Below are 24,822 nucleotides of genomic sequence, written 5' to 3' on the forward strand. Positions count from 1 at the left end.
GCCGGACGGCAGTCGCGCGCCGGTGAGGCGAACGGCGGTGGGATTCCGGCAAGGCCGGATCCCACCGCCGTTGGCGTGCACGCGGACCGGGTGCGGCGGGCACCCTTCGGCAGCCGCCGCAACGCCCGCCGTCCAGCGTGACCCCGTGAACCTCACCCGGCCCGGCCCTGGGCGGCCGGCTCGGCGCTGGGCTGCGCTGACGCTCACCGCGCCGTACGGGCCTCGGACCCGCCGCCCTCGGCGTCGATGTGCGGCAGGATCCGGTCCAGCCAGCGCGGGGTCCACCAGGCGTGGCGGCCCAGCAGGGTCATGACGGCCGGCACCATCAGCAGGCGCACGACCGTCGCGTCGATGAGGACGCTGACGGCCAGACCCAGCCCGAGCATCTTCACCACGATGTTGTCGCTGACGATGAACGCGGCGAACACACTCACCATGATCAGCGCGGCGCACGTGATGACGCGGGCCGTGATCTCCAGGGCGTGCGCCACCGACGCCTTGGCGTCACCGGTGCGCACCCACGCCTCGTGCACGCGGGACAGCAGGAAGATCTCGTAGTCCATGCTGAGGCCGAAGATGATCGCGAACATCATCATCGGCACGTAACTCTCGATCGGCACCGTGCCGTTGACCCCGAGCGCCGGACCGCCCCAGCCCCACTGGAAGACCGCGACGACCACGCCGTAGGAGGCCGTGATGGACAGGACGTTCAGGACGGCCGCCTTGACGGCGACGAGCAGGCCCCGGAACACGGCCAGGATGATCAGGAACGCCAGGGCGACGACGACCGCGATGATCACGGGCAGCCGGGAGGCGACGATGTCCCGGAAGTCGACCTGGGCCGCCGTCGTCCCGGTGACGTAGCCCTTGGCGTCGGTCCCCTGGACCGCCGCGGGCAGGGTGTCGTCGACCAGCCGGTTGGCGAGGTCGGTGGTCGTGCTGCTCTGCGGGGACTGCTGCGAGTACACGGTGCCGATCAGGACGTCCCCGTCCTGGGTGGCCGTCAGCGGGGTGACGACCGCCGCGCCCTGCACCGACGACAGCGTCTGCTGCGCCGTGGAGGCCAGGGCGGAGCGCTGCGACTGCGGCACGTCCGTCTGGTCGACGACGACGGTGAGCGGGCCGTTCGACCCGGGCCCGAAGGCGTCGGTCATCAGGTCGTAGGCCCGCCGGTCGGTGAAGGACTTCGGGTCGGCCCCGTCCCCGATGTGCCCGAGCTGGATCGACAGCACCGGGATGGCGAGCACGACGATCACCGCGACGCCGGCCGTGAGGAACCACAGCGGCCTGCGCTCCACCCGCTGGGCGTACCGGTGCCAGGTCCCGTGCGGTGTCCCACCCGCCTCGGCGTCGGTCTCGGCCACCGGGCGGCGCACGGTCCAGCGGTCGATGTGCCGCCCGAGCAGGCCCAGCAGCGCCGGGACGAGGGTGAGCGCACCGATCACGGCGGAGACGACGGTGACGGCGGCCGCCAGGCCCAGCAGCGAGATGAAGGAGACCCCGGACGCCGACAGGCCCGCGAGCGCGATGATCACCGTGCAGCCCGAGACGAGCACGGCGTGCCCGCTGGTGCTCGCGGCCTGCCCGGCGGCCCGCACGGGGTCCATGCCGTCGATGAGGTTCTGCCGGTGACGCGTGATCAGGAACAGGGCGTAGTCGATGCCGACGCCGAGCCCGATCATGGTGGCGAGCGTCGGTGAGACCGTCGCGAAGGTGAAGGCGACCGCGAGCAGCCCGAGGACGGCGAGACCGCCCACCACGCTGATCAGCGCGGTGAGCAGCGGGATGCCGGCGGCGATGACGCTGCCGAACCCGATCAGCAGCACGACGATCGCCACACCGAAGCCGATGAGTTCGCTCACCCGGTCGTCGGGGTTCGGCCGGGCGAGCTCACCGAGTGGCCCGCCGTACTCGACCTCCGCCCCGGCCGACCGCAGGGGCTGGACGGCGCTGTCGACCCCGTCGAGATAGCCGTCGCCGAGGGTCGAGGGCTGCTGGTCGAAGCGGACGGTGATGTACGCGGTCTTGCGGTCGTCGGACAGCGGCCCGACGTTCTGCTGCGACTGTCCCGAGGGCTGGCCCTGCGCGGTCAGCGGATTCTGCGCCGACAGCACGTGTGGCAGCTTCTCCAGAGCGGTGATCGTGCCGGACATCTGGGAGCCCAGCGAGGTCAGCGGCTCCTGGTCGTCGTGCAGCACGATCTGGCTGCTGTAGCCGCCGGCCTGCGGGTCGTGCTCCTTGAGCACGTCAAGGCCCTTCTGGGACTGGGCCTGGGGCAGCGAGAAGTTGTCCGAGTACGTGCCCCCGGCGAGGTGATTGGCGACCTGGAGGCCGACCAGCGCCACCAGCCAGAGCCCGATGACGATCCCGAAGTGCCGTGCGCACCACTCGCCGAGCCGCCGCAGCACACCGCCGCGCGCAGTCTTTTCGTCGTCGTCAGCCGTGCGCGTGTGCGGCATGGACGTCATCTCCCGTGTCGGCCGGACCTGAATGCCGTCCATTAGAGGGGCGGGAGATCGGTCCCCCGTCTCAGGCACGCGGACGGTGGGGGACCGGGGGCCGTGGTTCCCCCGAAAGGCCCGGTCCGGGGCCCGTCCGGGGGCGTGCCGTCCGCCGCGCGGCCCCCGAGCCGAGAGCGACACCGAGCCCCACCAGGGCGCTGCCCGCCGCTTGCGCGGCACCGTAGGTGCCCGTGCCGGCGAGCGGGGCCGTGCAGGCCGCGGCGACGGGGATGAGCCCGGAGAAGAGGGTGGCCCGTTCCGCGCCGATCCGCTGCAGGCCCATGTACCAGCACACGAAGCCGACGACGGTCACCACCACCGCCTGCCACAGCAGCGCGGCCGTCTCCGTGCCGTCCGGGCGCCGCAGCCACGCGCCGCCGTCGAGCAGCAGACCGAGCACCGCCGACTGCAGCGCCGCGACACCGCACACAGCGGCGGACAGCAGCCGCGGGCCGAGGGGCCGGAGCACGGGCACGGCGAGCACCGCGAACCCGACCTCCCCGGCCAGGGCGCACACGGAGAAGGCGATGCCGGTGCCGTCCGACCGTCCCCAGCCCTGGACGGCGGAGGCGCCGGCGGCCACCAGCAACGCCCCGCACAGCACGCCCCGTCGGGGCCGGCGTCCGTCCAGGAGCGGCACGAGCACGGCGACGATCACCGGCGCGCAGCCCACGAAGACCCCGGGCACGGCCGGTTCGGCGGTGCGTTCCGCTGCGAGGACCGCCAGGTTGAAGCCCACCATGCCGACCGCCGCGAGCAGGGCGAGACGCAGCCACTGACGCGGCGTCAGCGCCGCCAGCCGGCCGGCCGCGCCCCGCCCGGCCAGAGGGAGGAGCAGTGCGCAGGCCAGTGCGTACCGCAGGAACTGGCCGCCCGCGTAGGGGTAGTCGCCCAGAAGGCTGTTGGCGGTGAAGGACCCTCCGACGAGGACGCAGGCCAGCGCGGCGAGGAGAGCCCCCCGGGTGCTGGTGGTGTTCCTGGGGACGATGGCGTTCATGGGGGCGACGCTAGGCAGCGGCGCGGCCCGGGAGGAGGTCCACTTCGGTGCTCGTTCCGTGGACCAATCCGTTCCCGGGCCGCCGTGGCCGGAGGCTGGGGGGCCTCAGCCGATGTGGTAGCTGTCGCCGTATACCTTCCAGTCCAGCGGGGTGTTCAGGTCGAGGTTGCCCCGGCGCAGGAACACGCGCTGGGCGGTGTCGACGCGGCTGGTGTCGCTGTGGGCCTCCTCCTGCCTCATCGCCCACACCCGGGCGTCGAGGAACGCGTGGAGGTACGTCACCTCGTCGCCGCCCCGCGCCGGGGGCCCGGCGGTGCGCAGCGCACGGTTGCGGATGCTGCGGAAGCCGAGGGGACCCCCCTCGCCGTGCATCACGAGGGCGTCGTAGTACGCGAACTGGCCCAGCACGCGCAGTCCGTCGGCCTTGCCCTGGCGGACCGCCGGGCCGAAGTAGACCCGGTCGCGCTCGTCGTCCTGCGCCCGCTGGAAGGCGGTGTCCCCGGCCGCGCGGCGCCAGTCGCCGGGGAATCCGGGGTCGAGGCCGTCGTGCGAGTCGGAGCCGTCGACCTCGCGCAGCGCCGGGAGGTAGCGGGCGAGGACGTTGCCGGGCTTGCGGGCGGTGTAGAGCTCGACGAGGTCGAGCATGTCGCCGGTGCCGGAGCAGAAGCCGATGATGCCGGCCGTGTACCCGCGGCCGTCTCCGATGTCCTCGATGTAGCGGTACTGCGCCCGCCAGTCGAGCGAGGAGTTCTCCGCGCTCGACACGAGCTGCATGGCGATCTCCTTCTTCGCCGGGTCGTCGAGTCCGGTGGCGCTCACCGATGCCGAGGCGTGGTCCGGCCGCAGGAACGGGGCGGCGGCGAGAGCCGCCCCGAACAGGGCCAGCACGGTCCGGCGCGTCGCCGGGGTCGAGGCGTGGGTCACGGGGCCTCCAGGGTGGGGGGTGGGAGGAGCGGGGCCGTGCGACGTGCGACTGACAGGAAGGTTTCCTATCACTCTTCCGCCCGCCGACGGAACGGCCGGGGCGAAAGTTCGTACGGTCCAACAAGGGCGTGGCCCGCGGACCACCCGCGCCCCGGTGGGCGCCCGGCCGGGAGTGGGAACCATCCGCCCCTCCCGTGCGTCAACTCTGTGCCCGGAGCGGGCCGATCGCGGGAGAGGGGAATCGCCGTGGACGAGGCGACGTCGCAGCAGGGGAGCGAGGCGGAGGCCGCCGCCCGGAAGGCCCGGTTCGGGGCCCTGCCGGACCCGGTGCGCGTGGAGGACATGGTCGAGGAGCGCGCGGCCGTCGCGCCGGACCCGGACCGCACCGCCTACAACCAGGACGAATGGCTCGTGCGCTACTGCCTGTGAGGGGACCGGGCGGACGCCGGGTTCGGCCGGGCGGACGGCGGCTCCGTCCGCCCGGCCCGCCCGGGGACGAACCGCCCGGGCAGGGCCGCTTCCGCCTCTTCGCCGAGGACGTGCTCATGAGCCCTGTGAGGCGTAGCGTCCGGGTAGGAGCGGGAGGACACCATGCCCGGGAGCAACGAGCCGCCCAGAGGTGCCGGGTCGCTGGACGAGGCCCTCGGGGCGGCCCTGGCCGACACCGTGCGCGGCACCGGCGCGTCGATGGGCGGCCTGTACCTGATCGAGGACGGTGAACCCGTTCTGCGCCTGGTGGCGCTGTGCGGCCTCCCGCTGGAGTTCAGCGCACCCTGGCAGCGGCTGCCGCTGTCCGCGCCCGTTCCGGTCGCCGACGCGATCCACGACGACCGCCTCGTGTGGATCGAGAGCCAGGCCGAGATGGCCCGCCGCTACCCCAGGGCCGCCGCCGCGCTGCCCTACCCGTTCGCCCTGGCCGCGGCCCCGCTGTCCGGCGTCAGGCGACGCTGGGGCGGCATCGTGCTCATGTGGCCCGCCGGGCGCCCGCGCCGGGTCACCCCCCGCGAGCACGGCCACATCGTCTCCAGCGCCCGCCGCACGGCCCGCCTGCTCGACGACGCCACCGAGCAGCCCGGCCTCCCCGACCTGCCGCGCATCGTCCCCGTCGACGCCGCCCACCACCCGGTGCAGACCGGCCTGGCCGCGGCCGACTACCTCGAACGCCTCCCCGAGGGCGCCCTCTCCCTGGACCTGGAGGGCCGCATCACCTTCGCCACCGAGACCGCCGCCCGCCTGCTCGGCCGCTCCGTGGACCGGCTCCTGGGCACCCGGCCCTGGCACTCGCTGCCCTGGCTGGACGAACCCGTCCACGAGGACCACTACCGCACGGCGGTCGTCAGCCGCATGCCCGTCACCTTCACCGCGCTGCGCCCACCCGACCAGCCGCTGACCTTCCAGCTCTACCCGGACAACAGCGGCATCAGCGTCCGTCTCGTCCCGGGCGGCGAACCGGCCGACGCCGCCTCGCCCTCCACCGCCCGGCAGCCCGCCGCCCGGCCCACCACCCCGAGCCCGCCGGGACGCCTGCACCAACTCGTGCACCTCGCCGCCGCGCTCACCGAGGCCGTCACCGTGCGCGACCTCGTCGCGCTGATCGCGCACCAGATCCTGCCCGCCTTCGGAGCCCAGGGCCTGGTGCTGTCCGCCGCCGACGCCGGCCGGCTGAAGATCACCGGCTACCACGGCTACCCGGCCGAGGTCGTGGAACGACTGGACGCCCTGGCGCTGGACACCGACCTCACCCCCGCCGGCCAGGTCCTCGCCAGCGGCACCCCCGCCTTCTTCGCCCACCCGTCCGAGATGGCGGCCCGCTTCCCCGGCGCGCCCCGCATCAGCGGCAAACAGGCCTGGGCCTTCCTCCCGCTGGTCGTCTCCGGGCGCCCGGTCGGCTGCTGCATCCTGTCCTACGACCACCCGCACGCCTTCACCGCCGAGGAACGGGCCGTCCTGACCTCCCTGTCCGGTCTCATCGCCCAGGCCCTCGACCGGGCCCGCCTCTACGACGCCAAACACCGGCTCGTCGGCGAACTCCAACGCGCCCTGCTGCCCCGCGCGCTGCCCCGGCTGCGGTACCTCGACGTCGCCGCCCGCTACCTGCCCGCCGGGCACGGCCTCGAGGTCGGCGGCGACTTCTTCGACGTGCTGCGCCTGAACGAGACGACCGCGGCCGCCGTCATCGGCGACGTGGAGGGCCACAGCATGGCCGCCGCGGCCCTGATGGGCCAGGTCCGCACCGCCGTCCACGCCCACGCCACGGCCGGCGCCAGCCCCGACGAGGTCCTCGCCCGCACCAACCGGCTCCTGGCCGACCTCGACTCCGAACTGCTCGTCTCCTGCCTCTACGCCCATCTCGACCTGGCCCGCCACCAGGTGTCCTTCGCCAGCGCGGGCCACGTACCCCCGCTGCTGCGCCACGCCGCCGGACCCGCCGCCGTCCTCCACGTCGAACCGGGACCGCTGCTCGGCATCGACACCGGTGTCCGCTACCCGGTCACCCAGGCGCCCCTGCACCCCGGCACGACCCTCGTCCTGTACACCGACGGCCTCGTGGAACTGCCCGGCACCGACACCACCCGGGCCACCGCCGACCTGGCCGGCCGCCTGGACGCCGGCGGCGGTCACGACCTGGAGGACACGGCGGACCGGCTCGTCGGCCGCAGCGCTTCCGCCGGGCAGCACACCGACGACGTCACCGTGCTCCTGCTGCGCGCCACGCACCCCGACACCGGCACCACCTCGCCATGACCGGGCAGGCCGTCGCGCACCCGCCCCTCAGCGCGGGCCCGCCGGACCCCCGCGCACCCGTCCGGCCACCTGGTGCAGCTCGATGTCGTGCTGCCGGGACAGGCGCCGCAGCGCGTCGAACGCCTGCTCCCGGCCGAGACCGTGGCGTTCCATGAGGATGCCGATGGCCTCCCCGACGGCGTGCCGGGTCTCCAGCGCGTTCTCCAGCCGGTCGACGGTTCGTGCGGCGGACAGCGCCACCGCGGCGTGGGAGGCCAGCAGCCAGCCCGCGCCCTCGATGTCCTCGCCGAAGGCGCCCGGGCGGCGGGAGTAGAGGTTCAGCGCGCCGAAATCCTCCTCGTCCGTGTACAGCAGGACGCCGGTCATGCTGCCGATGCCGAGGCCGCGGGCCGCCTCGGAGAACGCCGGCCAGGCCGGCTGCGGCCGGGTCATGTCGGCGATGCGGAACAGCCGCTGCCCGTCCATCCGCCGCGCCGCGTCGAAGCAGGGCCCTTCGCGCAACTCGCCCTGCAACCGGTCCGACTCCGCGACCAGGTCGCCGGTCACGGCGAGCGTCACGGCCCTGCCCCCGGACACCGCGAGGATGCCGGCCGCGTCGCAGCCCTCGATCAGCTTCACCGCCGAGGCGGCGATCCGGTCCAGGGTCGCCTGCACCGAGTCCTGCGCCAGCAGGTCCCGCGCCAGCTGCGCCATCTGTTCCGCGTACCGCTGCCAGTCCACCGTCATTGCCGCCTCGTCCGCCCCGCCGCCCACGGTGTGCCCGCCCTGGAGCCCCACGCTACTCCGCCCCTCTGCGTACGGCCGTACGAAATGCGCCGCGGCTTCTCAGCGGTACGCCGTCAGCAGCAGTGCCACGTCGTCGGGCCGCTCGCGGGCGCGGCGCGCCGTGCTCATGAGCCGGTCGGCCAGGTGCTCCACCGAGTCCGCCGGGGTCTCGGACAGGCAGCGGCGGACCGTGTCGATGCCCGTCTCGATGTCGCTGCCGGGGCGCTCCACCAGCCCGTCGGTGTACAGCGCCAGCACACTGCCCGGGGTGAGGACCACCTCGGTGACCGGGTACACCGCGTCGGGCTGGACGCCGAGCATGACACCGCCCTCCAGGTGCAGCATCTCGCTCCGGCCGCCGGGGTGGCGCAGCAACGGCGGCGGGTGGCCGGCCCGTACGGCCAGGGCGCGTCCGGTACGGGGGTCGAGCTCGATGTAGCAGCAGGTGGCGAACGCGTCCGCCTCCAGCTCGGCCAGCAGCCGGTTGGTGTGGGTGATGACCTCCTGCGGGGGCCGCCCGCTCGCCGCGAAGGCGTGCACCGCGCTGCGCAGCTGCCCCATCACCGCGGCGGCCCCGACGCTGTGCCCCTCGACGTCCCCGATGACCAGGGCCACCCCGCGCTCGGTGGTGATCACGTCGTACCAGTCGCCGCCGATGGCCATGCCCTGGGTGCCCGGCAGGTACCGGCCCGCGGTGCGCAGCCCCTCCACGGCGGGCAGCCGGTGCGGCAGCAGCCCCTCCTGGAGGCCGCGGGCGACGGCCGACTCGGCGTCGTAGAGCCGCGCCCGCTCCATCGCCTGGGCGGTGAGGCCGCCGAGGGCGGTGAGCGCGGACCGTTCGTCCGGAGTGAAGCGGTGCGGGGCGTCCCAGCCGAGGATGCAGGAGCCCACCGGGTGCCCGGAGGCGATCAGCGGCAGGAACGACCAGGCGTGCATCCGGTCCAGGGCGATGCCCGGGTAGGCCAGGGACAGGTCCTGCGGCGACTCGAAGAAGAGGGGCAGGCGTGTGGTCAGGGCGTGCACACCGGGCAGGTGCGTGTCGAGGGTGACGCCCTCGAACGGGGTGAGGAAGCCCTCCGGGTAGCCGGACTCCCACAGCAGGTACATGCGGCCCTCGTGCACCGCGTACAGGGCCAGCTCGCGCACCCCGAAGGCGGGCAGCAGCTGCTCGGCCACGGCCCGGCACACGTCCCGCACGGTCACCGCCTCGGTGAGGACGCTGGCCATCTGCACCACGTGGTACAGCGCTCCGGCACGGGCCCCGGCCGCGGGCTCCGGCGGCGGCGCCGCGCCCGCCTCGCGGTCCGCCCCGGCCGGCGCCCCGGCCGGCCCGCCGCCCGTGGGCGCGTCCGTGGGATGGATCCGGCCGGTGAGGCCGTGCACGTCCGGGTACAGCACGAAACTCAGCCACCCGCCGTCGGGCGGGCGCACCAGGAACGACACCTGCTCCTGGGAGAACATGGCCGCCCGGTAGCGGTCCTCGTAGGCCGGGTCCCGCAGCCAGGTGATGACCTCCCACGGGTGGCGGCCCAGCAGCTCCTCCCGGCCGCAGCCGAGCAGTTCCTCGCAGCGGCGGTTGGCGTAGGTGAGCCGGCCCTCCTGGTCCAGGGAGAACAGCCCGTCGGGCAGCCGCTCGGCGGCCTCGGCGGCGGTCAGTCCGCCCACCGCGTCGACCAGGGCCCCCACCAGCATCCCGCCGGAACCGCCCTCGACCGCGTGACCCCACAGCTCGACGGGCCGGTAGCCGGTCTCCGCCCCGCCGAGCGAGGCGTCCCGCACCCGGAAGCGCCGGTTCCTGACCCGTCCCGACGTCAGGGCGTCGTTCCGGCTCGCCCGCAGCTCGTGCAGGTCGTCCGGGTTGACCCGGGCCGCGACCTCGGCGATGGTCTCGCCGAAGCCCGCCCGGGAGATGCCGAGCAGGGCCAGCGCCTCGTCGTCCGCCGTGCACCGGCCGGTGTCCAGGTACCAGTCCAGCAGCCCGACGCGCACGGGATGGACGGAGGAGGTCGGCATCCGGACCCCGACCGGCTCGTCGTCGTACTCGACGGGGGACGCGGCGGGGGCGCCGCGCGCGGCCGCCAGGCGCTCGAGGCCGTCCTCCACGGCCCGGCGGGCGGGCTCCAGCGCCGCGGCCACCCCCGCCGGGTCCAGGGACGCGCCGGCCGCCGACCGCAGCACGACCAGCACGCCCACCGTCTCGCCCCCGGCGTGGACCGGCTGGTAGGCGGATCCGAACGAGTAGGGCAGGCCGGCGGTGAAGTGCGGGAAGCGCACCATGGTGGCCCGCTCGTCGGGCAGCCACAGCACCTCGTCGCGCCGGTACGCCTCCGCCATGGGCAGCGCACCGCCCACCGGCACCCGCCACCAGCTCCTGAGCAGCGACCGGGGCACCCCGGCGACCATCGCCAGCACCAGCGAACGCCGGTCGCGCGAGCGCAGGTAGACCAGCCCGCCGTAGCCACCGAGGTCCCGTACCGCCTCGGTCAGCGGGCCCATCAGGGCGTCCTCGAACGGGCCCGTGGCCCCGGGCCGGACCCGGCCGCCGGCCTCGGCGGGGCCCGGGCCACCGGGTGACCACGGCCCGTCCGCAGCGGCTGCCTCATCCATGTCGCGTCCTCCCGGTACGGACGCACCGGACATCCATCGCTCCCCCCAGGATGTGCCATCCTCGGCGCTCCGGCGCGGCAAGTACAACCTTTCGACGCCCCGGGCCGTCTCACCGGTATCACCAGCACGCAAGCCCGGGGGGCGGCAATGGTACGTATCAGAACAGCATGTGCGACTCTCGCGATCGTGGGGGCCACGGTGGCCGCGGCGGCGGTGCCCGCCGCTGCCGCGCCGGCGGCGGCCCGCACCGCCGCGACCGCGTCCTGCCCGACCGGATGGGGCAGCCTCGCCAAGTCCGCGACGAGCACCGCGGTCGCACCCGTGCGGGACATCCGCACCGGCCGGCACGACTGCTTCGACCGGATGGTCGTCGACGTGCCCGGTGCGGGCACCGGCGTCGGCTACACGGTCCAGTACGTCGACGCCCTCTACCAGGACGGATCCGGCCGCCACATCCCCGTGGCCGGCGGTGCCGTCCTCGAGGTGCGCGTCGGTGCCCCGGCCTACGACCCGGAGACGGGCGCCGCCACGTACCCCGGCCGGGTGGCGCGCCCGCTGCCGGGCGTGGACATCACCGGCTACCGCACCTTCCGTGACACGCGGTACGCCGGCAGCTTCGAGGGGGACACCCAGATCGGCCTCGGCGTCCGGGCCCGGCTGCCGTTCCGGGTGCTGCAGCTGGACGGCCGCATCGTCGTGGACGTCGCCCACAGCTGGACCGCCACGCGCTGACCCAGGGAAGGGGCGCGCCGACCCGCGGGCCGCGACGCGCTGACCCATGGGCCGCGACGGGCCGACCCGCGGGGCGGGTGCCCGGACCTCGCACGTCCGGGCACCCGTCCTCACCGCTCGCGCAGCCGGCCCAGTTCCTCCAGCGTCCGGGCGGCTGCACCGGCCAGCCGGGGCCGGTTGCGCACGAAGCGGCGGGCCGCCCGGGCCGGTTCGCGGCCCAGCCAGTGCACGGCCCCGCCGGGCACCGGACGCACCACCGCTCCCTCGTACACCCGCAGGTCGCGGGTCTTCAGCGACTCCTTGTAGCGGGCCGGACCGCTGCCCAGGTCGACCGTCTCCACACCGTCGGCCGCCGCGGCCCGCAGCATCCGCAGCTGCAGCACCAGGCCGGGGGAGTACCGCGCGCAGGCGCGGTCGTACGCCGGGAACCACCAGGACAGCACCGTGCGCGAGCGCAGGCCGAAGTGCGCCGCCACGGGCCGGTCCGCGGCGTACAGCACGGACAGCACGCCCCGGCACTCCCGGTCCTCGCTCTCCCCGAGCAGACCCACCAGCCGGGTGATCCACTCCTGCGCGAAGCGGTCGCGCCGGCCCGTGCGCCGGTACTGCGCCGACTTCCACGCCATCAACGCCTCCAGGGCCCTCGGGTCCCGGCAGTCGGGGTCGAAGCGCACCTCGCCGACCCGCCGGGCCAGCCGCCGCTCCTTGGCCAGGGTCTGTCTGAGGAAGCCCGGCGACCTCTCCCGCAGCCCCTCGGCGTACCGCTCGTAGCCTTCGGCGAGGTCGACGACGGGCGAGGCGAGCTCTTCGGCCGCGTACGGCTCGAACCAGCCCTGACCGGCTTCGAGGTTGTCGAACTCCCAGGAGGAGAGCCCGCACGCCCGCAGCAGCCGGCGGGCGTCGAGCCGGATGCCGGGCCGCAGCACGGCCCCCTGGCTGTCCGACACCCCGAGCCCGACGGCCCGGCCCCGTCCCCACGGCCCTGCCTCGTAGGGGAAGTAGCCCACCGGGGAGCCGTCCTCCAGCAGGACCGCGACTCTGGTCCCGGGCCTGACCCGCCCCACCGCCCGCGTGAACGCCGGATCGAGGAAGGGATTGGCCGGGGCACCGGACTCGGTGCGGATCTCCCGCCACATCTTCACGTCGTCCGGGCTCAGTTCGTCCGGCCGCAGAACGACGACGCGCTTGTCGGGCATCACTGCCTCCTGTGTCATCGGCGTGGGGACACACGAAGGCCTGCACATCACCGCGATCGGGTACCGGGGCAGTACTCGGGCCGCACGGCGCAGGCCCTGGGAGGTGCTGCCGCTCTCAGCAGCGGAACGCCTGCAGCTCCACGGCGCGAGGGGGCGTCGCGACCGCCGCGGGAGCCCGTGCCGGCCCCGCCGCGCGGACGGGCGCGCGGTCGCGGACCGTCCCCGGCGCTCCGGCCGCCGGGGCGTGCCCACCGGCCGCGCCCGCGGTCCGCGGGGGGCGGGCGAGGACCTGCCGCAGCGACGGGTCCTTCTCGCACGAACACGGATCACCGGCCGCCGCGGGCCCGGAGTCCGGCGCCGGGCCGGCCGCCGCCGGCTCCGTGGCCGCGGTGACCGTCACGGCGAAGGGCCCGCCGTCCACCGGCCCGGGCGCGAGCAGGGGCAGCATCAGCAGGCAGGCCACCAGGCCCAGCACCGCCGCCCATCGTCCTCGCGTCATGCGCCCCCCTGCCCTGCGCGCCGAGGGGAGGATGCGGAGCGGGCGGTCCCTGAGGACCGGCTCCGGACCGGACCCCCCGACACGGCCGGCTGCGCCTTCCAGTAGGTCCGAGCCCGCCCCACCCCGTCAAGCCCCGGCCCCCGTTCGCCCTCGTCCGCTCGTCCGCTCGTCCGCTCGGCCGCCCGTCCGTTCGGCCGCTCGGTGGCCGTCGGAGGCGGGCACGGCCGAGCAGCCGCCGGGCCGGCCCCCGGGAGCACCGAGGGCGGTCAGGGCGCGTCGGCTCCCGGCATCGACCTCCCGGACCAGCTCGATCGCCCTGCCGAGCGTGGCGAGCCGGGCGTCGAGCGTGTCGCCGGCCGGGTAGAGGCGGACCGTGTCGACCCCGGCGTCACGCCAGACACGCAGCCGGCGCCGGACCATGTCCTCCGTGCCGATGAGGGTCGTGGCCAGCACCATCTCGTCCGTGACGAGCTCCGCGGCCCCGTCCCGGTCGCCGCCCTGCCAGCGCTCACGGACCTGTGCGGCCACCTCGGCCCAGCCCTGGCGGCTGTAGGCCCGGTTGTAGAAGTTGGTGGACGCCGAACCCATGCCGCCGAGGCTGAAGGCGAGTTCCTTCTTCCGGCCGGCGACCATGGCGGCCAAGGCCTCCTCGTCCGGTGCGAACGCGACCTCGGCGCCCTGGCACACGTCGAACCCGGCCCGCTCCCGACCCGCTGCGGCGAGCCCCTCCTCCAGCGGGGCGAAGTAGGCCTGCGCGGCACCCTCGGGCACGAAGCTGGTGCCGAGCCAGCCGTCCGCGACCTGCCCCGTCAGCCGCAGCATGGCGGGGGACAGCGCGGCCAGGTACACCGGCACGGGGTGCTCGGCCCGCAGGGACAGCCGCATCGGCACCGCGTCCCCACCGGGCAGCGGGATCGTGAACTCCGCGCCGCTGTAGGCGACCTTGCCGCCCGCGATCACCTGCCGGACGATCTCCACCGTCTCGCGCATCCGGGCCAGGGGCCGGGCGAAGGGCACCCCGTGCAGCCCTTCCACGACCTGGGGACCGGACGGCCCGAGCCCGAGCAGGAAGCGTCCGCCGGAGAGGTTGGACAGGGTGATGGCGGTCTGCGCCAGGGCGACCGGGGTGCGCGTGCCCACTTGCATCACGCCCGAGCCGAGCAGCATCCGCTGCGTACGCGCCGCGTAGTAGCCCAGGGCGGACGGAGCGTCGGAACCCCACGCCTCGGCCACCCAGCAGATGTCCAGCCCGAGCTTCTCGGCCTCCACGACGAAGTCGGCCTGCCGGAACCAGGAGCCGAGCGCGGACGCCTCCACGGTCGTCGCCGTGCGCATCACGCCTCCGCCCGCCGCTTGACCTGCGCCAGCGTGGCGCTCATGGACCGCTCGAACTCCCGCAGCCGCACGAACACGATCTTCTGCTCCTTGTCGGGCATCGCGTCGATGGCGAAGGAGAGCCCGGAGCGTCCGGGCCCCATCCGCATCCACTGGGACAGATCCGTGCCGTCTCCGTCCGGGCGGAGGCCGAACCTCCACAGCGCGCTGGGCAGGGCGGGATCCCCGACCGCCCAGGCGAACTCCCGCCCGGGGTCGCACGCGACGACGGTGGAGGTGGTCTCCCACTCGCCGAGCTGCGCGTGCCTGCTCCGGCCGACGAACCGGGCACCGACGGCAGGGCCGGTGACTCCGTCGGCCCACCGCGCCGACAGCAGCTCCGCACTCATCTCCGGCATCCGCGTCACGTCCGACACCAGCTCCCACACCCGGCCCGGCGGGGCGGCGATCCAGGTCGCCACCTCCACCGTCGGCTGATCCGCGTACCGCGCGCCCGTCCATTCCATCGCGTGCCGGCCTCCTTGCCGTTGAAGACGATGAGCTGCACAGTTGCGTAATGAGACTCACCGGTCAAGGGGGCTGCTCCGGGCGCTGGGCGCGCCGGGACCGGCCGACGTGCACCGGTGTGCGGAGACGGTGTGGCCGAGCCGCGTACGCTACGGGTGGCTCCGCCCCTGCGGATCTTCACATCCGGCCGGCCGACCGGCGGGGGAGCCGTCAGCGGCGACGGTGGCCGAGCCGGCGCGCCGGTGGGCACCATGGTCGGGGCCGGGCCTGATCCGCCGGCCCGCCGGGGCGCGGCCTTCGAGCGGAGGACGAGATGGGATCGGCGATGAGCGAGCAGCACCACCGCCGGCAGCGATGGGCCGCGAGGGCGGCCCTGGCCGCCGCCGCCCTCGCGGTGCTGCTGCCCCTCGTCGCGGGCGGGCTGGGCGGACTGCTGCTGCTCGCGGCCGGCGTGGCGGGGCTGGCCCTGACCGCCGCCGCGCTGTGGTGGGTCCTGTCCCGGCGGGGTGTGGTGCGCATGGCGGCCGCCACGCTGGCCCTCGTCGCCCCGGTCACCCTCATCACCCTCTACGCCGCCGCCAACCTGCTCTGGGTGGTGTTCGTGTCCCTGCTGCTGTGGTCCGGCGCGGTGTGGAGCGGCCGGTACGCCCTGCGCAGCACCGGACTTCGGCCGGTGCGCGTCAAGGAGTACCGCACGCCCCCGCCCCAGCGCCCCTTCCTGCTGCTCAACCCCCGTTCCGGCGGCGGCAAGGTGGAGAAGTTCCAGCTCAGGGAGAAGGCCGAGGCGCTGGGCGCCCGGGTCGTCCTGCTCGATCCGGACCAGCGGCAGGACGTCACCGCCCTGGCCCGCGCCGCCGTGGCCGACGGAGCCGATCTCCTCGGCGTCGGGGGCGGCGACGGCACCCAGGCCCTGGTCGCCGCCGTCGCCGCGCAGCACGGCCTGCCCTTCCTCGTCATCGCGGCCGGCACCCGCAACCACTTCGCGATGGACCTCGGCCTGGACCGTGACGACCCGGCGACCTGCCTGGACGCCCTCACCGACGGCGTGGAGCTCCGCGTCGACCTCGGCTTCGCCGACGACCGCCCGTTCGTCAACAACGCCTCCTTCGGCGTGTACGGGGCCGTCGTGCAGAGCCCCGGGTACCGCGAGGACAAGGTGGGCGCCGCCCTGGAGCGGCTGCCCGACCTGCTGACCCGGCAGAGCGGCCCGCGCCTGACCGCGCGGGCCGACGGCACGACCATCGCCGACCCGCAGGCCGTATTGGTGAGCAACAACGCCTACCGCATGGACGACCCCTTCGGCTTCGGCCGGCGCGAACGGCTCAACTCCGGGCGGCTCGGCGTGCTCGCCGTCCGCGTGGACAGCGCCGTCGAGGCGGCCGAACTGCTGCTCTCGCCGCGCCCGGAGGGCCTGACGGTGCTGACCGCGCAGCACGTCGTGGTCGAGGCCGACGAACCGCACCTGGAGGTCGGCCTGGACGGTGAGGCGCTCACCCTGCCCTCGCCCGTCCACTGCCGCATCGCCCGCCGCGCCCTGCGCGTGCGGGTGCCCCGTGAGCGGCCCGGGGTGCCCGAGGCGCCGCCGCGCCTGGACTGGCGGCAGCTGCGCAAACTGGCGGCCGCCGTCGGCCGTACCGCGGCGCCCAGCCGTTCCCGCCGCGCCTGACACCGGGCCCGCCCGTCACGCACGAGGTCCCCCCTGCCGCGCGGCAGGGGGGACCTCAGCGGTTCGGCGTTGCGCCGGGAACGGGGACCGCGGCAGGGTGGTTCCGGGGCCGACGGGCCGCGGAGACCTCCGCGGCGGGATCGCGTCGGCTCAGGCGCTCTTCGGGCCCGCCTGCTGCACGACCTCGAAGGACCACAGGGTCGAGCCGCTCGCGGCGGGCCGGGGACGCTCGCCCTCACCGCCGCCCTGGTGCGCCGACTTCATGGGCCCGTCCATCCACGCCTGGAAGGACGCCTCGTCCCGCCAGCGCGTGTAGACGAGGTAGGTGTCGGTGCCCTCCACGGGCCGCAGCAGCTCGAACCACTCGAAGCCGTCGGAGTTCTCCACGGCGTGCGCACGGGAGGCGAAGCGCTTCTCCAGCGTCTCCCGCTGCTCGGCGGGCACGGTCAGCACGTTGATCTTGACTACGCTCATGGCCCCATCCTGCCCCATACGGCGTCCGCGACGGCCGCCGGTGGCGGTCCCGGTGCGCCTCCGCCCGCACCGGACGGCCGCCGGCCGCGGACGACCACGCACGGAGGGTCCGCGGCCGGGCCGCGCCACGGGGGCGGGGCCCGGGATCAGCTCTGCTTGCCGCCCTGCTTGAGGAGCTTGCCGGTCATGTCGGTGACCTGCCCGGCCGGGGGCGCGTCGACGGCCACGTCGGTGCCGAAGTCGGTGAAGTCCGTGACCGTGCGCACCGTGAACCGCTGCGGTGCGGCCGAGGCGTCCGAGGACGAGCCCTCCTGCGACTGCGCCGGTGCCTTGACGGTCATCTCGATCTGCTGCCGCCGCATCCGGCCCTCGTCGTCGAGCCACACGTCCATCGGCAGGGTGGGGCCGACCTGCTTGCGCAGGGTGCCGCCGTCGGGCAGTTCGGCGACGTCGACCAAGACGCCGTAGCGGGTCGTGCGCACTCCGCCGATCGTCTCCGTGCCCTTCTTCGCCACGCCCTTGTCGGTGATCGCCTTGGCATACGCCGCCGACTGCGCCGGATCGCTCACGGAGCCGTCGCCGGCGCCCTGCTGTGCGGCGACCTTCCCGATGTCGATCCTGATCCAGGGCTTGCCGCCGGGCGCCTGGCCCTCGGGCATCCTCTGGTACAGGATCCGGTCGATCACCCGCTGCTCGATGCGCTGACCCTGCACGCCGAGAGTCATGGCGCTGTCCCCGTCCTCCAAGTCGACCGCGCCCTGCCCGTTCGCGGTCTCCGAGCGGCCGTCGGCGGAGGTCCGCACCCGCAGCCGCACCTTGGCGGTGTCCTCCTCGGCCGTCCTGTCGTAGGCCGAGCGCACCGCCCGCGTGCCCTGCTCCTCGGCCCCGGCGCTCGTCCTCGCCGAGGAGGCCCCCGCCCCGTCCTGCGCGTCGCCGTCGTCGCCGCAGCCGACCAGCACCGTTCCCGCCAGGACACCGGCGATCCCTAAGGCGCAGAGCCTCCTGCCGTTGCCTGCCCCGACCATGAAACCAGCTCCTCTCAGGTGTGTGACGCCACCCAGGTGCCCAAGACGGACGCCAACACACCTACCGGGGCGAAGAGTTGGCCAACGGGGCGAACAGGACTTCCGGTGTCAGTGTCCGCGGCCCCGCAGCTTGCCGAGCAGGCGCTGGGCCTGCGCCCGCTTGCGGGGATCGGCGGCGGCCCGGCGTGCCTCCTCCATGGCCCTCCGGCCCTGCGGGCTGCGAGCGAAGTCCTTGATGCGGTTGAGCATTCCGGCCATGACGCACCTTCCTCGGTGAAGTCGTGAGTCGAGTTCTTGAGGTCTTGAATTCTCGGGTTCGTGAGTTCGTGTAGTGCCCGTCCGTAGCCCGACTACCCCCGTCCCGCGGTGCTCAGGCCCCCGGTCCTCCGACCGGCGCGCGACCGGAATGGTTTGCGTCCGGAGTCAGAGGCAAGGCGGTGTCACATGACTGAAGAGAACAAGCGCACGAATCAGAAGGCGACCGCGACGCGGACGGCCGAGTCCAAGGCCCGAAGCGCCACGGACAAGGCGACCGCGCCGGCGTCCCAGGCCACGAAGCGTGCGGCTGGTAAGGCCGGTGACGCCACGTCAGCGGCCAAGGCGGGCGCCGAGCGCACGGCCGAGACGACGAAGGCGGCGGCACAGACCGCGGCCAAGTCGGTCGAGGCCGGGCGTCAGGCGGTCGTGACGGCCTCCGGTCATGTCGCCGCCACGGCGAAGACGGCCTGGACGGTCATCGCCCACCGCAAGCTCGTCGCCGCGGGTGTCGGAGCCGGCCTCACCGTGCTCAGCGCGGCCTCCTACGCCGTGGGCCGCCGCGCGGAGCGCGGTGCGCACGGGCCGCTCACCCGGCTCACCGGCGGGCGGATCTGAACGTGGCCGGCACGTACGGCGTGCCGGCCACGAGGGGCACAGGCGGCGCGGCGCGTCACCGGTCGATCCGGGGACCCGTAGCGCCGCCCTCTCGTGCGCCCGGAAGCGCCCGCAAGCGCTGACGGGCCGAGGCGCCGGTTCGCGCCGACGTCACGCGGGCCCTCGCACGGCGTCCGGCTTACGGCCCGGCCCTCGCGCCCGCCGCCAGGCCCTGCGTGCCCTCACCGGACTCACCGGACTCACCGGACTCACCGGACTCACCGGACCTCACCGGGCTCACCGTCGGACGACGGGCACGCGCATCCGGTCACGGCCGGGGTGGTCCCCTCGCGCGGCGCCGGCGTGACGGGGAAGGATGTGACACAAGCGAAAGAACAACCCATGCGGAGGAGCGGGCCATGCAGCACCAGCGAGCGGGCAGTCCGGCCGGACCCGAGGATCTCGTCGACGTCGCCAGGCTGGTCACCGCCTACTACGCGCTCCACCCGGACCTCGACGACCCGGGGCAGCGCGTCGCGTTCGGGACCTCCGGGCACCGCGGCTCGTCGCTGGCGAGCGCCTTCAACGACGACCACATCGCCGCCACGAGCCAGGCCATCTGCGAGTACCGCGCCGAGCAGGGCATCGACGGCCCCCTCTTCCTGGGCGCCGACACGCACGCCCTGTCCGAGCCCGCGCGCGTCACCGCCCTGGAGGTGTTCGCCGCCAACGAGGTGACCGTGCTGATCGACCAGGCGGACGGCTACACGCCGACCCCGGCGGTCTCCCTCGCCATCCTCGCCCACAACCGCGGCCGCACCACCGGCCTCGCGGACGGCGTCGTCGTGACGCCGTCGCACAACCCGCCCGGCGACGGCGGCTTCAAGTACAACCCGCCCAGCGGCGGCCCCGCCGCCTCCGACGCCACCTCCTGGATCCAGGACCGGGCCAACGAGATCATCCGCGGTGGTCTGAAGGACGTGCGCCGCATCCCCTACGCCCGGGCCCTGGCCGCCCCGGGCACCGGCCGCTACGACTTCCTGGGCGCGTACGTCGCCGATCTGCCCGGCGTGCTCGACCTGGACGCGATCCGCACGGCCGGGGTGCGCATCGGCGCCGACCCGCTGGGCGGGGCGTCGGTCGCCTACTGGGGCCGCATCGCCGAGCAGCACGGTCTCGACCTGACCGTGGTCAACCCGCACACCGACCCCACCTGGCGTTTCATGACGCTGGACTGGGACGGCAAGATTCGCATGGACTGCTCGTCGCCGTACGCGATGGCCTCGCTCATCGAGCAGCGCGACCGCTTCCAGGTGGCCACCGGCAACGACGCCGACGCCGACCGGCACGGCATCGTCACGCCGGACGCGGGCCTGATGAACCCCAACCACTACCTGGCCGTCGCGATCTCCTACCTCTACGCCCACCGCGACCGCTGGCCGGCCGCCACCGGCGTCGGCAAGACCCTGGTGTCCTCCGCGATGATCGACCGCGTCGCCGCCGACCTGGGCCGCGAACTGGTCGAGGTGCCGGTCGGGTTCAAGTGGTTCGTCGACGGGCTGATCGGCGGCACCATCGGCTTCGGCGGCGAGGAGTCGGCCGGTGCGTCCTTCCTGCGGCGGGACGGTTCCGTGTGGACCACCGACAAGGACGGCATCCTCCTGGCGCTGCTCGCGTCGGAGATCACCGCCGTCACGGGCAAGACCCCCTCGCAGCACTACGCGGCGCTGACCGCCCGCTTCGGCGAGCCCGCCTACGCGCGCATCGACGCGCCCGCCACCCGCGAGGAGAAGGCCCTGCTCGCGAAGCTGTCCCCGGCGCAGGTCACCGCGGACACGCTGGCCGGCGACGCCGTCACGGCCGTCCTCACCGAGGCCCCCGGGAACGGCGCGGCCATCGGCGGCATCAAGGTGACCACCGACAACGCCTGGTTCGCGGCCCGCCCCTCGGGCACCGAGGACGTCTACAAGGTCTACGCCGAGTCCTTCCTCGGCCCCGACCACCTGGCGCGGGTCCAGGAGGAGGCCCAGGCCGTGGTGCTGGCGGCCCTGTCCGCCTGAGCCCCGGCCCACACCGCAGCCCGGGCCGCCTCCACGCGGCCCGGGCTGCGGTGTCCCGGGGACGGGCCGTTTCGGCACGGCCGGACCGGAGCGGTGTCTCAGGAGCGCAGGCTGCGGGCCGGCAGGACGACGTGCGCCGAGGAGGCCATCGCCTCCTCGTCCGAGGTGAAGGCGGCGAGGGCCTGCGCGTCACCGGGCTCGGCGCCGGCCGGCCAGGGGCGGGTGGCGAAGATGAGGTAGGCGAAGCCGAGTTCGGCCACGGCCTCCAGCCAGCTCTCCGGCGGGACGAACTGCGACTTGAGGTGCTGCACGGTCAGGACGGCCGACCCCGGCACGACGAGCAGGCTCACCGGCATGCTGGGCCGCTGGGTGGCGTGCACGAGACCCTCACCCAGGGGCAGCCCGGCGCTCGCCAGTAGCTGCTCGACGGCCTTCGACGTGGCCTCCGGACCGCCCGCGCCGTCTCCGAGGGAGCAGGCCAGAAGGTAGGGGACGTCCCCTTGGGGGGTCGTGCCCCGCCAGGACTGGACGACGAGCGAGCCCAGGTCGTCGGTGGGTACGGACTGCGTTTCGGGTGAGATCGAGGTCACCGCGGCACGGTATCGGCGTACCCGGCCCCGTCCGGCCCGCCGTCACCCGTCCGGCCCACACGGCACCGGGCTCTCCACACGATCGAGGGGTGCGCACCGGGAACCGGGGATACAGGACACTGGAGGAAGATCCGACCCGGGAAGGACCACACGTGATCATCTTCGGCACCAAGGGCTACCTGTACCAGCTGGCGATACTGACGCTGGTGTGCGGCCGCTGCGGCAACCCCGCCGCGCACACACTGAGGAAGCGCGTCACGAAGTTCACCCTCTTCTTCGTCCCGCTGTTCCCGATTTCGACGAAGTACCAGACGCAGTGCACCTTCTGCGGTGCGGAGCAGAAGCTGACCAAGGAACAGGCCGAGCAGCTCCGGGCCCAGGACGCGTCCGGTCCCGGCGGCCAGGCGCACGGGCAGCCGCAGCAGCAGCACCGCTTCTGATCCGGCATCCGACCCGGGTCCTGACGGGGGCGCCGTCCCGGGCCGGTTCCGCCCGGCCCCGGGACGCCGCCTCCTCGCGCCCGCGCGTTCCCGGTGAGGCGTCGGCTCTCGCCCGGTGCCGCATCGACGCCGGCCGAGACGTCCCGGCCGTAGCGTCCCGGATCATGACGCCGACGGGACCGCCAACTCCCCAACTCGGGCGGGGTTCCCGCTCGGAGACGGCGGAGACGGCCAGGACGGCCACCCTTGCCGCGTGACCGCCGCTACCGCCGTGTGAACGCCGCCCCCGCCGCGTGAACGCCCCGGTAGGGACGTCGCCCTGGCACGAACCCCGCCCTCCCGGCACGAACGGCCGACCTGCCGTCGCGACGTTCGCCGCGCGGCTGCCCAGGCCCGGTGCCGCCGAAGCCGGTCAGCCCGCCGGCAGCGCTCCGGGCGCCGGGGTCTCTGCCCGACGGCGGTCGTACCGCAGCGCTGCCGCCGTGGCGAGTGCTCCGGCGCCTTCCCACAGCCCGACGCCGACGAACGCGCCGGGGGCCCGGCCGGTGAGCGCGGCAAGCGTGAACACCGCGCAGGTGAGCAGCCGGAAGGGCACGGTCCACCGGAAGAAGGGGCGCCAGTCGGCCAGCGCCGCCAGGACGTAGTAGACGCCCATGTTGAGCGCCGCCATCGACGACGCCGTCATGAACGCGGGGGTGAGGTCCCCGGCCGCGCGGTCGCCCGGGGCGGGCAGTCCCAGCAGTGCGAGCTGCGCGGCGGGGGAGACCAGACCGACGGCTCCGAGGGCGGCGGCGAGCACGCCGAACACGGCCATGGTCCAGCCCGAGGCGGAACGGGGAAGGCGCACGGCGGAGATCGTATCCGCGTGCGACGAGGTCGATGAGGGGGACGGCGCGATCTCCGCCGACGGGGAGGTGGCAACCGTCGCGTCCCGGGTACCCGGTGACCACGGGCCCGGACCTGAGTGGGCCGATGGGCCTCCCGCAGTCGATCAGTGAATACGGAGGCAGACGAATGAGCACCGTCAAGGAAACCGTGGAAGTCGGCGTCCCCGTGCACACCGCCTACAACCAGTGGACGCAGTTCGAGGAGTTCCCGAACTTCATGGAGGGCGTGGAGGAGGTCAGGCAGATCGACGACCGTCACAACCACTGGACGACGAAGATCGGCGGAGTGCGCCGCGAGTTCGACACGGAGATCGTCGACCAGCTGCCCGACGAGCGCGTCACCTGGCGGACGACCAGCGGCGACACCAACCAGCGGGGCTCCGTGCGCTTCGAGCGCGTGGACGACACCCACACCCGGGTGGAGCTGGTGATGGAGGTCGAGCCCAGCGGGGCGATGGACAAGGTCGCGGACATGGTGGGCACGATCGACCGCCGGGTCAAGGGCGACATGAAGCGCTTCAAGGAGTACATCGAGGAGCGCGGCGCCGAGTCCGGCGCGTGGCGCGGCCGGATCCGGCCGGGCGGCGCCCCCGGCCCCACCAGCGGCACGGGCCCCGTCGGCGGTACGGGTCCGGTGGCCGGCACCGACCCGCTGGCCGGTCCCGGCGGCACCGGCGGCATGGGCGGTCCCGGCTCCGCCTTCTGACGCCCACGGTTCCTGAAGGACCCGGTCTCCGTTCCGGAGGCCGGGTCCTTCTCCGTGCCCCCGCGCACCGCACCACGCGCGGCATTTCGGCCATCGTATTGACATGCACCTGTTCATATTCCTTCTGCGGTGGCACGCTGCCCTCTGACTGTCCGCAGTGGCACCCCTGCCTGACCGGGCGGACCGGCACCCCGCCGCCCGGCCCCCACAGCAGAAGGAGACCGCGTGATAGGCAGACCCCGCAGCCCTCGCTCCTCCGGCGGCAGCACCCCCGTCCGCCGCACCCTCCTCGGCGCACTCGCCGGCGTCGCCGCCCTGCTGGCGACCGGCGTCACCGCCGCACCCGCCGGCGCCGCACCGGACCCCGGCGTCCTGAGTCCCGCGGCGCAGGAACGCGCCCTGTCCTTCTGGACGGCCCAACGGATGCGTGAGGCCACCCCGCTCGACGTGCTGACCGTCGATCCCTCCGACGTGCGCAGGGCGGCCCCGCGCAAGGGCCGGACCGCCGTCGTGCCGCCCAGCGCGCCCGCCTCGGCCGTCGGCCCCCTGGCCTTCCCGCACGGCGGCGGGCCCTGGGCCGGCGGGGGAGCGGTGACCAGGACCGCGGGCCGGGTCTTCTTCACCTACCAGGGGCGCACAGCCTCCTGCTCCGGCAACGCCGTCACCAGCGCCAACAAGTCCACGGTGCTGACAGCCGGTCACTGCGTGAAGATGCAGGGCGCCTGGCACACCAACTGGGTCTTCGTGCCCGGCTACCGCGACGGCCAGCGCCCGTACGGCACCTGGACCGCGGCCAAGCTCCTCTCCACGCCGCAGTGGACGGCGGGTGAGGACATCAACTACGACATCGGCGCCGCCGTCGTCGCCCCGCTGGACGGCACGAGGCTCACCGACGCCGTCGGCGGCCAGGGCGTGGCCTTCAACACCGGCTACAGCAAGCCCATGTACTCCTTCGGCTTCCCCGCCGCGGCGCCCTACGACGGCGAGAAGTTCATCTACTGCAGCGGCACCACGTTCCGCGACTTCCTGCTCTCCGGCGACCACGGGCTGACCTGCAACATGACCGGCGGCTCCAGCGGCGGCCCCTGGTTCACGCAGTTCGACGAGGCGACCGGGACCGGTCTGCAGTCCTCCGTGAACAGCTTCAAGTACAACTTCCTGCCCAACGCCATGTACGGCCCGTACTTCGGCGCGGACGCGCAGAACCTGTACCACAGCGCCCAGTCCTCTTGACCCGGCTTCCGCCGCTCCCGCCGGCCCGTGACCGAGGGGGAGCGGCGGCAAGTCCGGCGCGCGCTGCGGGGTTCGGCCGGC

At 74.4% G+C, this 24,822-nt stretch carries 22 protein-coding genes and 1 pseudogene; 9 read left to right on the forward strand and 14 right to left on the reverse strand.

Annotated elements, in window-relative coordinates; genetic code table 11:
• Window positions 1–203: 203 nt before the first annotated feature.
• The 3 genes from ACFYWG_RS08375 to ACFYWG_RS08385 form a co-directional block, all read right to left on the reverse strand.
• Window positions 204–2,459 carry an MMPL family transporter gene (locus tag ACFYWG_RS08375; protein WP_383509693.1) on the reverse strand — a complete coding sequence of 752 codons (2,256 nt, stop codon included), beginning with the start codon at window positions 2,457–2,459 and terminating at the stop codon, window positions 204–206.
• A gap of 70 nt (window positions 2,460–2,529) precedes the next feature.
• Window positions 2,530–3,498: a DMT family transporter gene (locus tag ACFYWG_RS08380; RefSeq protein ID WP_389200057.1), complete on the reverse strand. Its 969-nt coding sequence runs from the start codon at window positions 3,496–3,498 to the stop codon at window positions 2,530–2,532.
• A gap of 105 nt (window positions 3,499–3,603) precedes the next feature.
• Window positions 3,604–4,422: a chitosanase gene (locus ACFYWG_RS08385; RefSeq protein ID WP_383509699.1), complete on the reverse strand. Its 819-nt coding sequence runs from the start codon at window positions 4,420–4,422 to the stop codon at window positions 3,604–3,606.
• A 246-nt stretch (window positions 4,423–4,668) separates the two neighbouring features.
• Between ACFYWG_RS08385 and ACFYWG_RS08390 the strand changes: the two genes are divergently transcribed.
• The gene (locus tag ACFYWG_RS08390; protein ID WP_376333541.1) at window positions 4,669–4,851 is read left to right on the forward strand and encodes a hypothetical protein; all 183 of its coding nucleotides are present in this window, start codon (window positions 4,669–4,671) and stop codon (window positions 4,849–4,851) included.
• 162 nt (window positions 4,852–5,013) lie between these two features.
• Window positions 5,014–7,167, forward strand: a complete 2,154-nt coding sequence (locus ACFYWG_RS08395; RefSeq protein WP_389200060.1) for a SpoIIE family protein phosphatase — start codon at window positions 5,014–5,016, stop codon at window positions 7,165–7,167.
• A 27-nt stretch (window positions 7,168–7,194) separates the two neighbouring features.
• Here ACFYWG_RS08395 and ACFYWG_RS08400 read toward each other — a convergent pair whose 3' ends face one another.
• On the reverse strand, window positions 7,195–7,893 hold the full coding sequence (locus tag ACFYWG_RS08400; protein WP_385420277.1) for a GAF and ANTAR domain-containing protein: 699 nt from the start codon (window positions 7,891–7,893) through the stop codon (window positions 7,195–7,197).
• 99 nt (window positions 7,894–7,992) lie between these two features.
• Window positions 7,993–10,539, reverse strand: a complete 2,547-nt coding sequence (locus tag ACFYWG_RS08405) for a SpoIIE family protein phosphatase (protein WP_389200062.1) — start codon at window positions 10,537–10,539, stop codon at window positions 7,993–7,995.
• A gap of 147 nt (window positions 10,540–10,686) precedes the next feature.
• Between ACFYWG_RS08405 and ACFYWG_RS08410 the strand changes: the two genes are divergently transcribed.
• Entirely contained in the window at window positions 10,687–11,271 is a 585-nt protein-coding gene (locus tag ACFYWG_RS08410) for a hypothetical protein (protein ID WP_376327399.1), read from the forward strand.
• A 110-nt stretch (window positions 11,272–11,381) separates the two neighbouring features.
• Here ACFYWG_RS08410 and ACFYWG_RS08415 read toward each other — a convergent pair whose 3' ends face one another.
• From ACFYWG_RS08415 to ACFYWG_RS08430, 4 genes are all read right to left on the reverse strand, one after another.
• Window positions 11,382–12,467 carry a GNAT family N-acetyltransferase gene (locus ACFYWG_RS08415; RefSeq protein WP_383509707.1) on the reverse strand — a complete coding sequence of 362 codons (1,086 nt, stop codon included), beginning with the start codon at window positions 12,465–12,467 and terminating at the stop codon, window positions 11,382–11,384.
• A gap of 115 nt (window positions 12,468–12,582) precedes the next feature.
• The gene (locus tag ACFYWG_RS08420; protein ID WP_389200065.1) at window positions 12,583–12,966 is read right to left on the reverse strand and encodes a hypothetical protein; all 384 of its coding nucleotides are present in this window, start codon (window positions 12,964–12,966) and stop codon (window positions 12,583–12,585) included.
• 126 nt (window positions 12,967–13,092) lie between these two features.
• Window positions 13,093–14,301, reverse strand: a complete 1,209-nt coding sequence (locus ACFYWG_RS08425) for an LLM class flavin-dependent oxidoreductase (protein ID WP_389200067.1) — start codon at window positions 14,299–14,301, stop codon at window positions 13,093–13,095.
• On the reverse strand, window positions 14,301–14,807 hold the full coding sequence (locus tag ACFYWG_RS08430) for an SRPBCC family protein (RefSeq protein WP_389200070.1): 507 nt from the start codon (window positions 14,805–14,807) through the stop codon (window positions 14,301–14,303). The genes ACFYWG_RS08425 and ACFYWG_RS08430 overlap by 1 nt, the downstream gene beginning before the upstream one ends.
• A 314-nt stretch (window positions 14,808–15,121) precedes the next feature.
• On the opposite strand from ACFYWG_RS08430, the gene ACFYWG_RS08435 reads away from it, so the two are divergent.
• Entirely contained in the window at window positions 15,122–16,474 is a 1,353-nt protein-coding gene (locus tag ACFYWG_RS08435) for a diacylglycerol/lipid kinase family protein (RefSeq protein ID WP_385420223.1), read from the forward strand.
• Window positions 16,475–16,624: 150 nt separating this feature from the next.
• Here ACFYWG_RS08435 and ACFYWG_RS08440 read toward each other — a convergent pair whose 3' ends face one another.
• The 3 genes from ACFYWG_RS08440 to ACFYWG_RS08450 all read right to left on the reverse strand — a co-directional run bounded on the left by ACFYWG_RS08440 (window position 16,625) and on the right by ACFYWG_RS08450 (window position 18,231).
• Window positions 16,625–16,948: an antibiotic biosynthesis monooxygenase family protein gene (locus ACFYWG_RS08440; protein WP_376327389.1), complete on the reverse strand. Its 324-nt coding sequence runs from the start codon at window positions 16,946–16,948 to the stop codon at window positions 16,625–16,627.
• 146 nt (window positions 16,949–17,094) lie between these two features.
• Complete coding sequence (locus tag ACFYWG_RS08445; RefSeq protein ID WP_389200073.1) at window positions 17,095–17,973, reverse strand: hypothetical protein; 879 nt, start codon at window positions 17,971–17,973, stop codon at window positions 17,095–17,097.
• A gap of 108 nt (window positions 17,974–18,081) precedes the next feature.
• Window positions 18,082–18,231 (reverse strand): hypothetical protein, encoded by a 150-nt coding sequence (locus ACFYWG_RS08450; protein ID WP_376327385.1) that lies wholly within the window; start codon window positions 18,229–18,231, stop codon window positions 18,082–18,084.
• A gap of 186 nt (window positions 18,232–18,417) precedes the next feature.
• On the opposite strand from ACFYWG_RS08450, the gene ACFYWG_RS08455 reads away from it, so the two are divergent.
• Together ACFYWG_RS08455 and pgm are read left to right on the forward strand one after the other, a co-directional pair.
• Window positions 18,418–18,846 carry a hypothetical protein gene (locus ACFYWG_RS08455; RefSeq protein ID WP_376327384.1) on the forward strand — a complete coding sequence of 143 codons (429 nt, stop codon included), beginning with the start codon at window positions 18,418–18,420 and terminating at the stop codon, window positions 18,844–18,846.
• Window positions 18,847–19,244: 398 nt separating this feature from the next.
• A complete protein-coding gene (gene pgm, locus ACFYWG_RS08460; RefSeq protein ID WP_385420228.1) occupies window positions 19,245–20,885 on the forward strand; it encodes a phosphoglucomutase (alpha-D-glucose-1,6-bisphosphate-dependent) in 1,641 nt (546 codons plus the stop codon).
• Window positions 20,886–20,983: 98 nt separating this feature from the next.
• On the opposite strand, the gene ACFYWG_RS08465 is transcribed toward pgm, so the two are convergent.
• Window positions 20,984–21,475: a DUF5949 family protein gene (locus ACFYWG_RS08465; protein ID WP_383510036.1), complete on the reverse strand. Its 492-nt coding sequence runs from the start codon at window positions 21,473–21,475 to the stop codon at window positions 20,984–20,986.
• A 152-nt stretch (window positions 21,476–21,627) separates the two neighbouring features.
• On the opposite strand from ACFYWG_RS08465, the gene ACFYWG_RS08470 reads away from it, so the two are divergent.
• Window positions 21,628–21,915, forward strand: a complete 288-nt coding sequence (locus ACFYWG_RS08470) for a zinc-ribbon domain-containing protein (protein WP_383510039.1) — start codon at window positions 21,628–21,630, stop codon at window positions 21,913–21,915.
• A 412-nt stretch (window positions 21,916–22,327) separates the two neighbouring features.
• Here the strand turns inward: ACFYWG_RS08470 and ACFYWG_RS08475 are convergent, their stop codons facing one another.
• Complete coding sequence (locus ACFYWG_RS08475; RefSeq protein ID WP_385420279.1) at window positions 22,328–22,729, reverse strand: hypothetical protein; 402 nt, start codon at window positions 22,727–22,729, stop codon at window positions 22,328–22,330.
• A 200-nt stretch (window positions 22,730–22,929) separates the two neighbouring features.
• Between ACFYWG_RS08475 and ACFYWG_RS08480 the strand changes: the two are divergent.
• Both ACFYWG_RS08480 and ACFYWG_RS08485 read left to right on the forward strand, forming a co-directional pair.
• Window positions 22,930–23,385: pseudogene (locus tag ACFYWG_RS08480) on the forward strand (SRPBCC family protein); the annotation flags it as partial.
• Window positions 23,386–23,733: 348 nt separating this feature from the next.
• Window positions 23,734–24,741: a trypsin-like serine peptidase gene (locus ACFYWG_RS08485; RefSeq protein ID WP_389200077.1), complete on the forward strand. Its 1,008-nt coding sequence runs from the start codon at window positions 23,734–23,736 to the stop codon at window positions 24,739–24,741.
• Window positions 24,742–24,822: the final 81 nt, after the last annotated feature.

Source organism: Streptomyces sp. NPDC003456, assembly GCF_042878735.1.
Classification (GTDB): Bacteria; Actinomycetota; Actinomycetes; order Streptomycetales; family Streptomycetaceae; genus Streptomyces.

Excerpts from the sequence above, each read along its gene's own strand:
- ACFYWG_RS08375 (WP_383509693.1), bottom strand. The coding sequence starts at position 2,459 with ATGCCGCACACGCGCACGGCTGACGACGACGAAAAGACTGCGCGCGGC.
- ACFYWG_RS08380 (WP_389200057.1), bottom strand. The coding sequence starts at position 3,498 with ATGAACGCCATCGTCCCCAGGAACACCACCAGCACCCGGGGGGCTCTC.
- ACFYWG_RS08395 (WP_389200060.1), top strand. The coding sequence starts at position 5,014 with ATGCCCGGGAGCAACGAGCCGCCCAGAGGTGCCGGGTCGCTGGACGAG.
- ACFYWG_RS08400 (WP_385420277.1), bottom strand. The coding sequence starts at position 7,893 with ATGACGGTGGACTGGCAGCGGTACGCGGAACAGATGGCGCAGCTGGCG.
- ACFYWG_RS08405 (WP_389200062.1), bottom strand. The coding sequence starts at position 10,539 with ATGGATGAGGCAGCCGCTGCGGACGGGCCGTGGTCACCCGGTGGCCCG.
- ACFYWG_RS08410 (WP_376327399.1), top strand. The coding sequence starts at position 10,687 with ATGGTACGTATCAGAACAGCATGTGCGACTCTCGCGATCGTGGGGGCC.
- ACFYWG_RS08415 (WP_383509707.1), bottom strand. The coding sequence starts at position 12,467 with ATGCCCGACAAGCGCGTCGTCGTTCTGCGGCCGGACGAACTGAGCCCG.
- ACFYWG_RS08420 (WP_389200065.1), bottom strand. The coding sequence starts at position 12,966 with ATGACGCGAGGACGATGGGCGGCGGTGCTGGGCCTGGTGGCCTGCCTG.
- ACFYWG_RS08425 (WP_389200067.1), bottom strand. The coding sequence starts at position 14,301 with ATGCGCACGGCGACGACCGTGGAGGCGTCCGCGCTCGGCTCCTGGTTC.
- ACFYWG_RS08430 (WP_389200070.1), bottom strand. The coding sequence starts at position 14,807 with ATGGAATGGACGGGCGCGCGGTACGCGGATCAGCCGACGGTGGAGGTG.
- ACFYWG_RS08435 (WP_385420223.1), top strand. The coding sequence starts at position 15,122 with ATGGGATCGGCGATGAGCGAGCAGCACCACCGCCGGCAGCGATGGGCC.
- ACFYWG_RS08440 (WP_376327389.1), bottom strand. The coding sequence starts at position 16,948 with ATGAGCGTAGTCAAGATCAACGTGCTGACCGTGCCCGCCGAGCAGCGG.
- ACFYWG_RS08445 (WP_389200073.1), bottom strand. The coding sequence starts at position 17,973 with ATGGTCGGGGCAGGCAACGGCAGGAGGCTCTGCGCCTTAGGGATCGCC.
- ACFYWG_RS08450 (WP_376327385.1), bottom strand. The coding sequence starts at position 18,231 with ATGGCCGGAATGCTCAACCGCATCAAGGACTTCGCTCGCAGCCCGCAG.
- ACFYWG_RS08455 (WP_376327384.1), top strand. The coding sequence starts at position 18,418 with ATGACTGAAGAGAACAAGCGCACGAATCAGAAGGCGACCGCGACGCGG.
- pgm (WP_385420228.1), top strand. The coding sequence starts at position 19,245 with ATGCAGCACCAGCGAGCGGGCAGTCCGGCCGGACCCGAGGATCTCGTC.
- ACFYWG_RS08475 (WP_385420279.1), bottom strand. The coding sequence starts at position 22,729 with ATGGCCGTGTTCGGCGTGCTCGCCGCCGCCCTCGGAGCCGTCGGTCTG.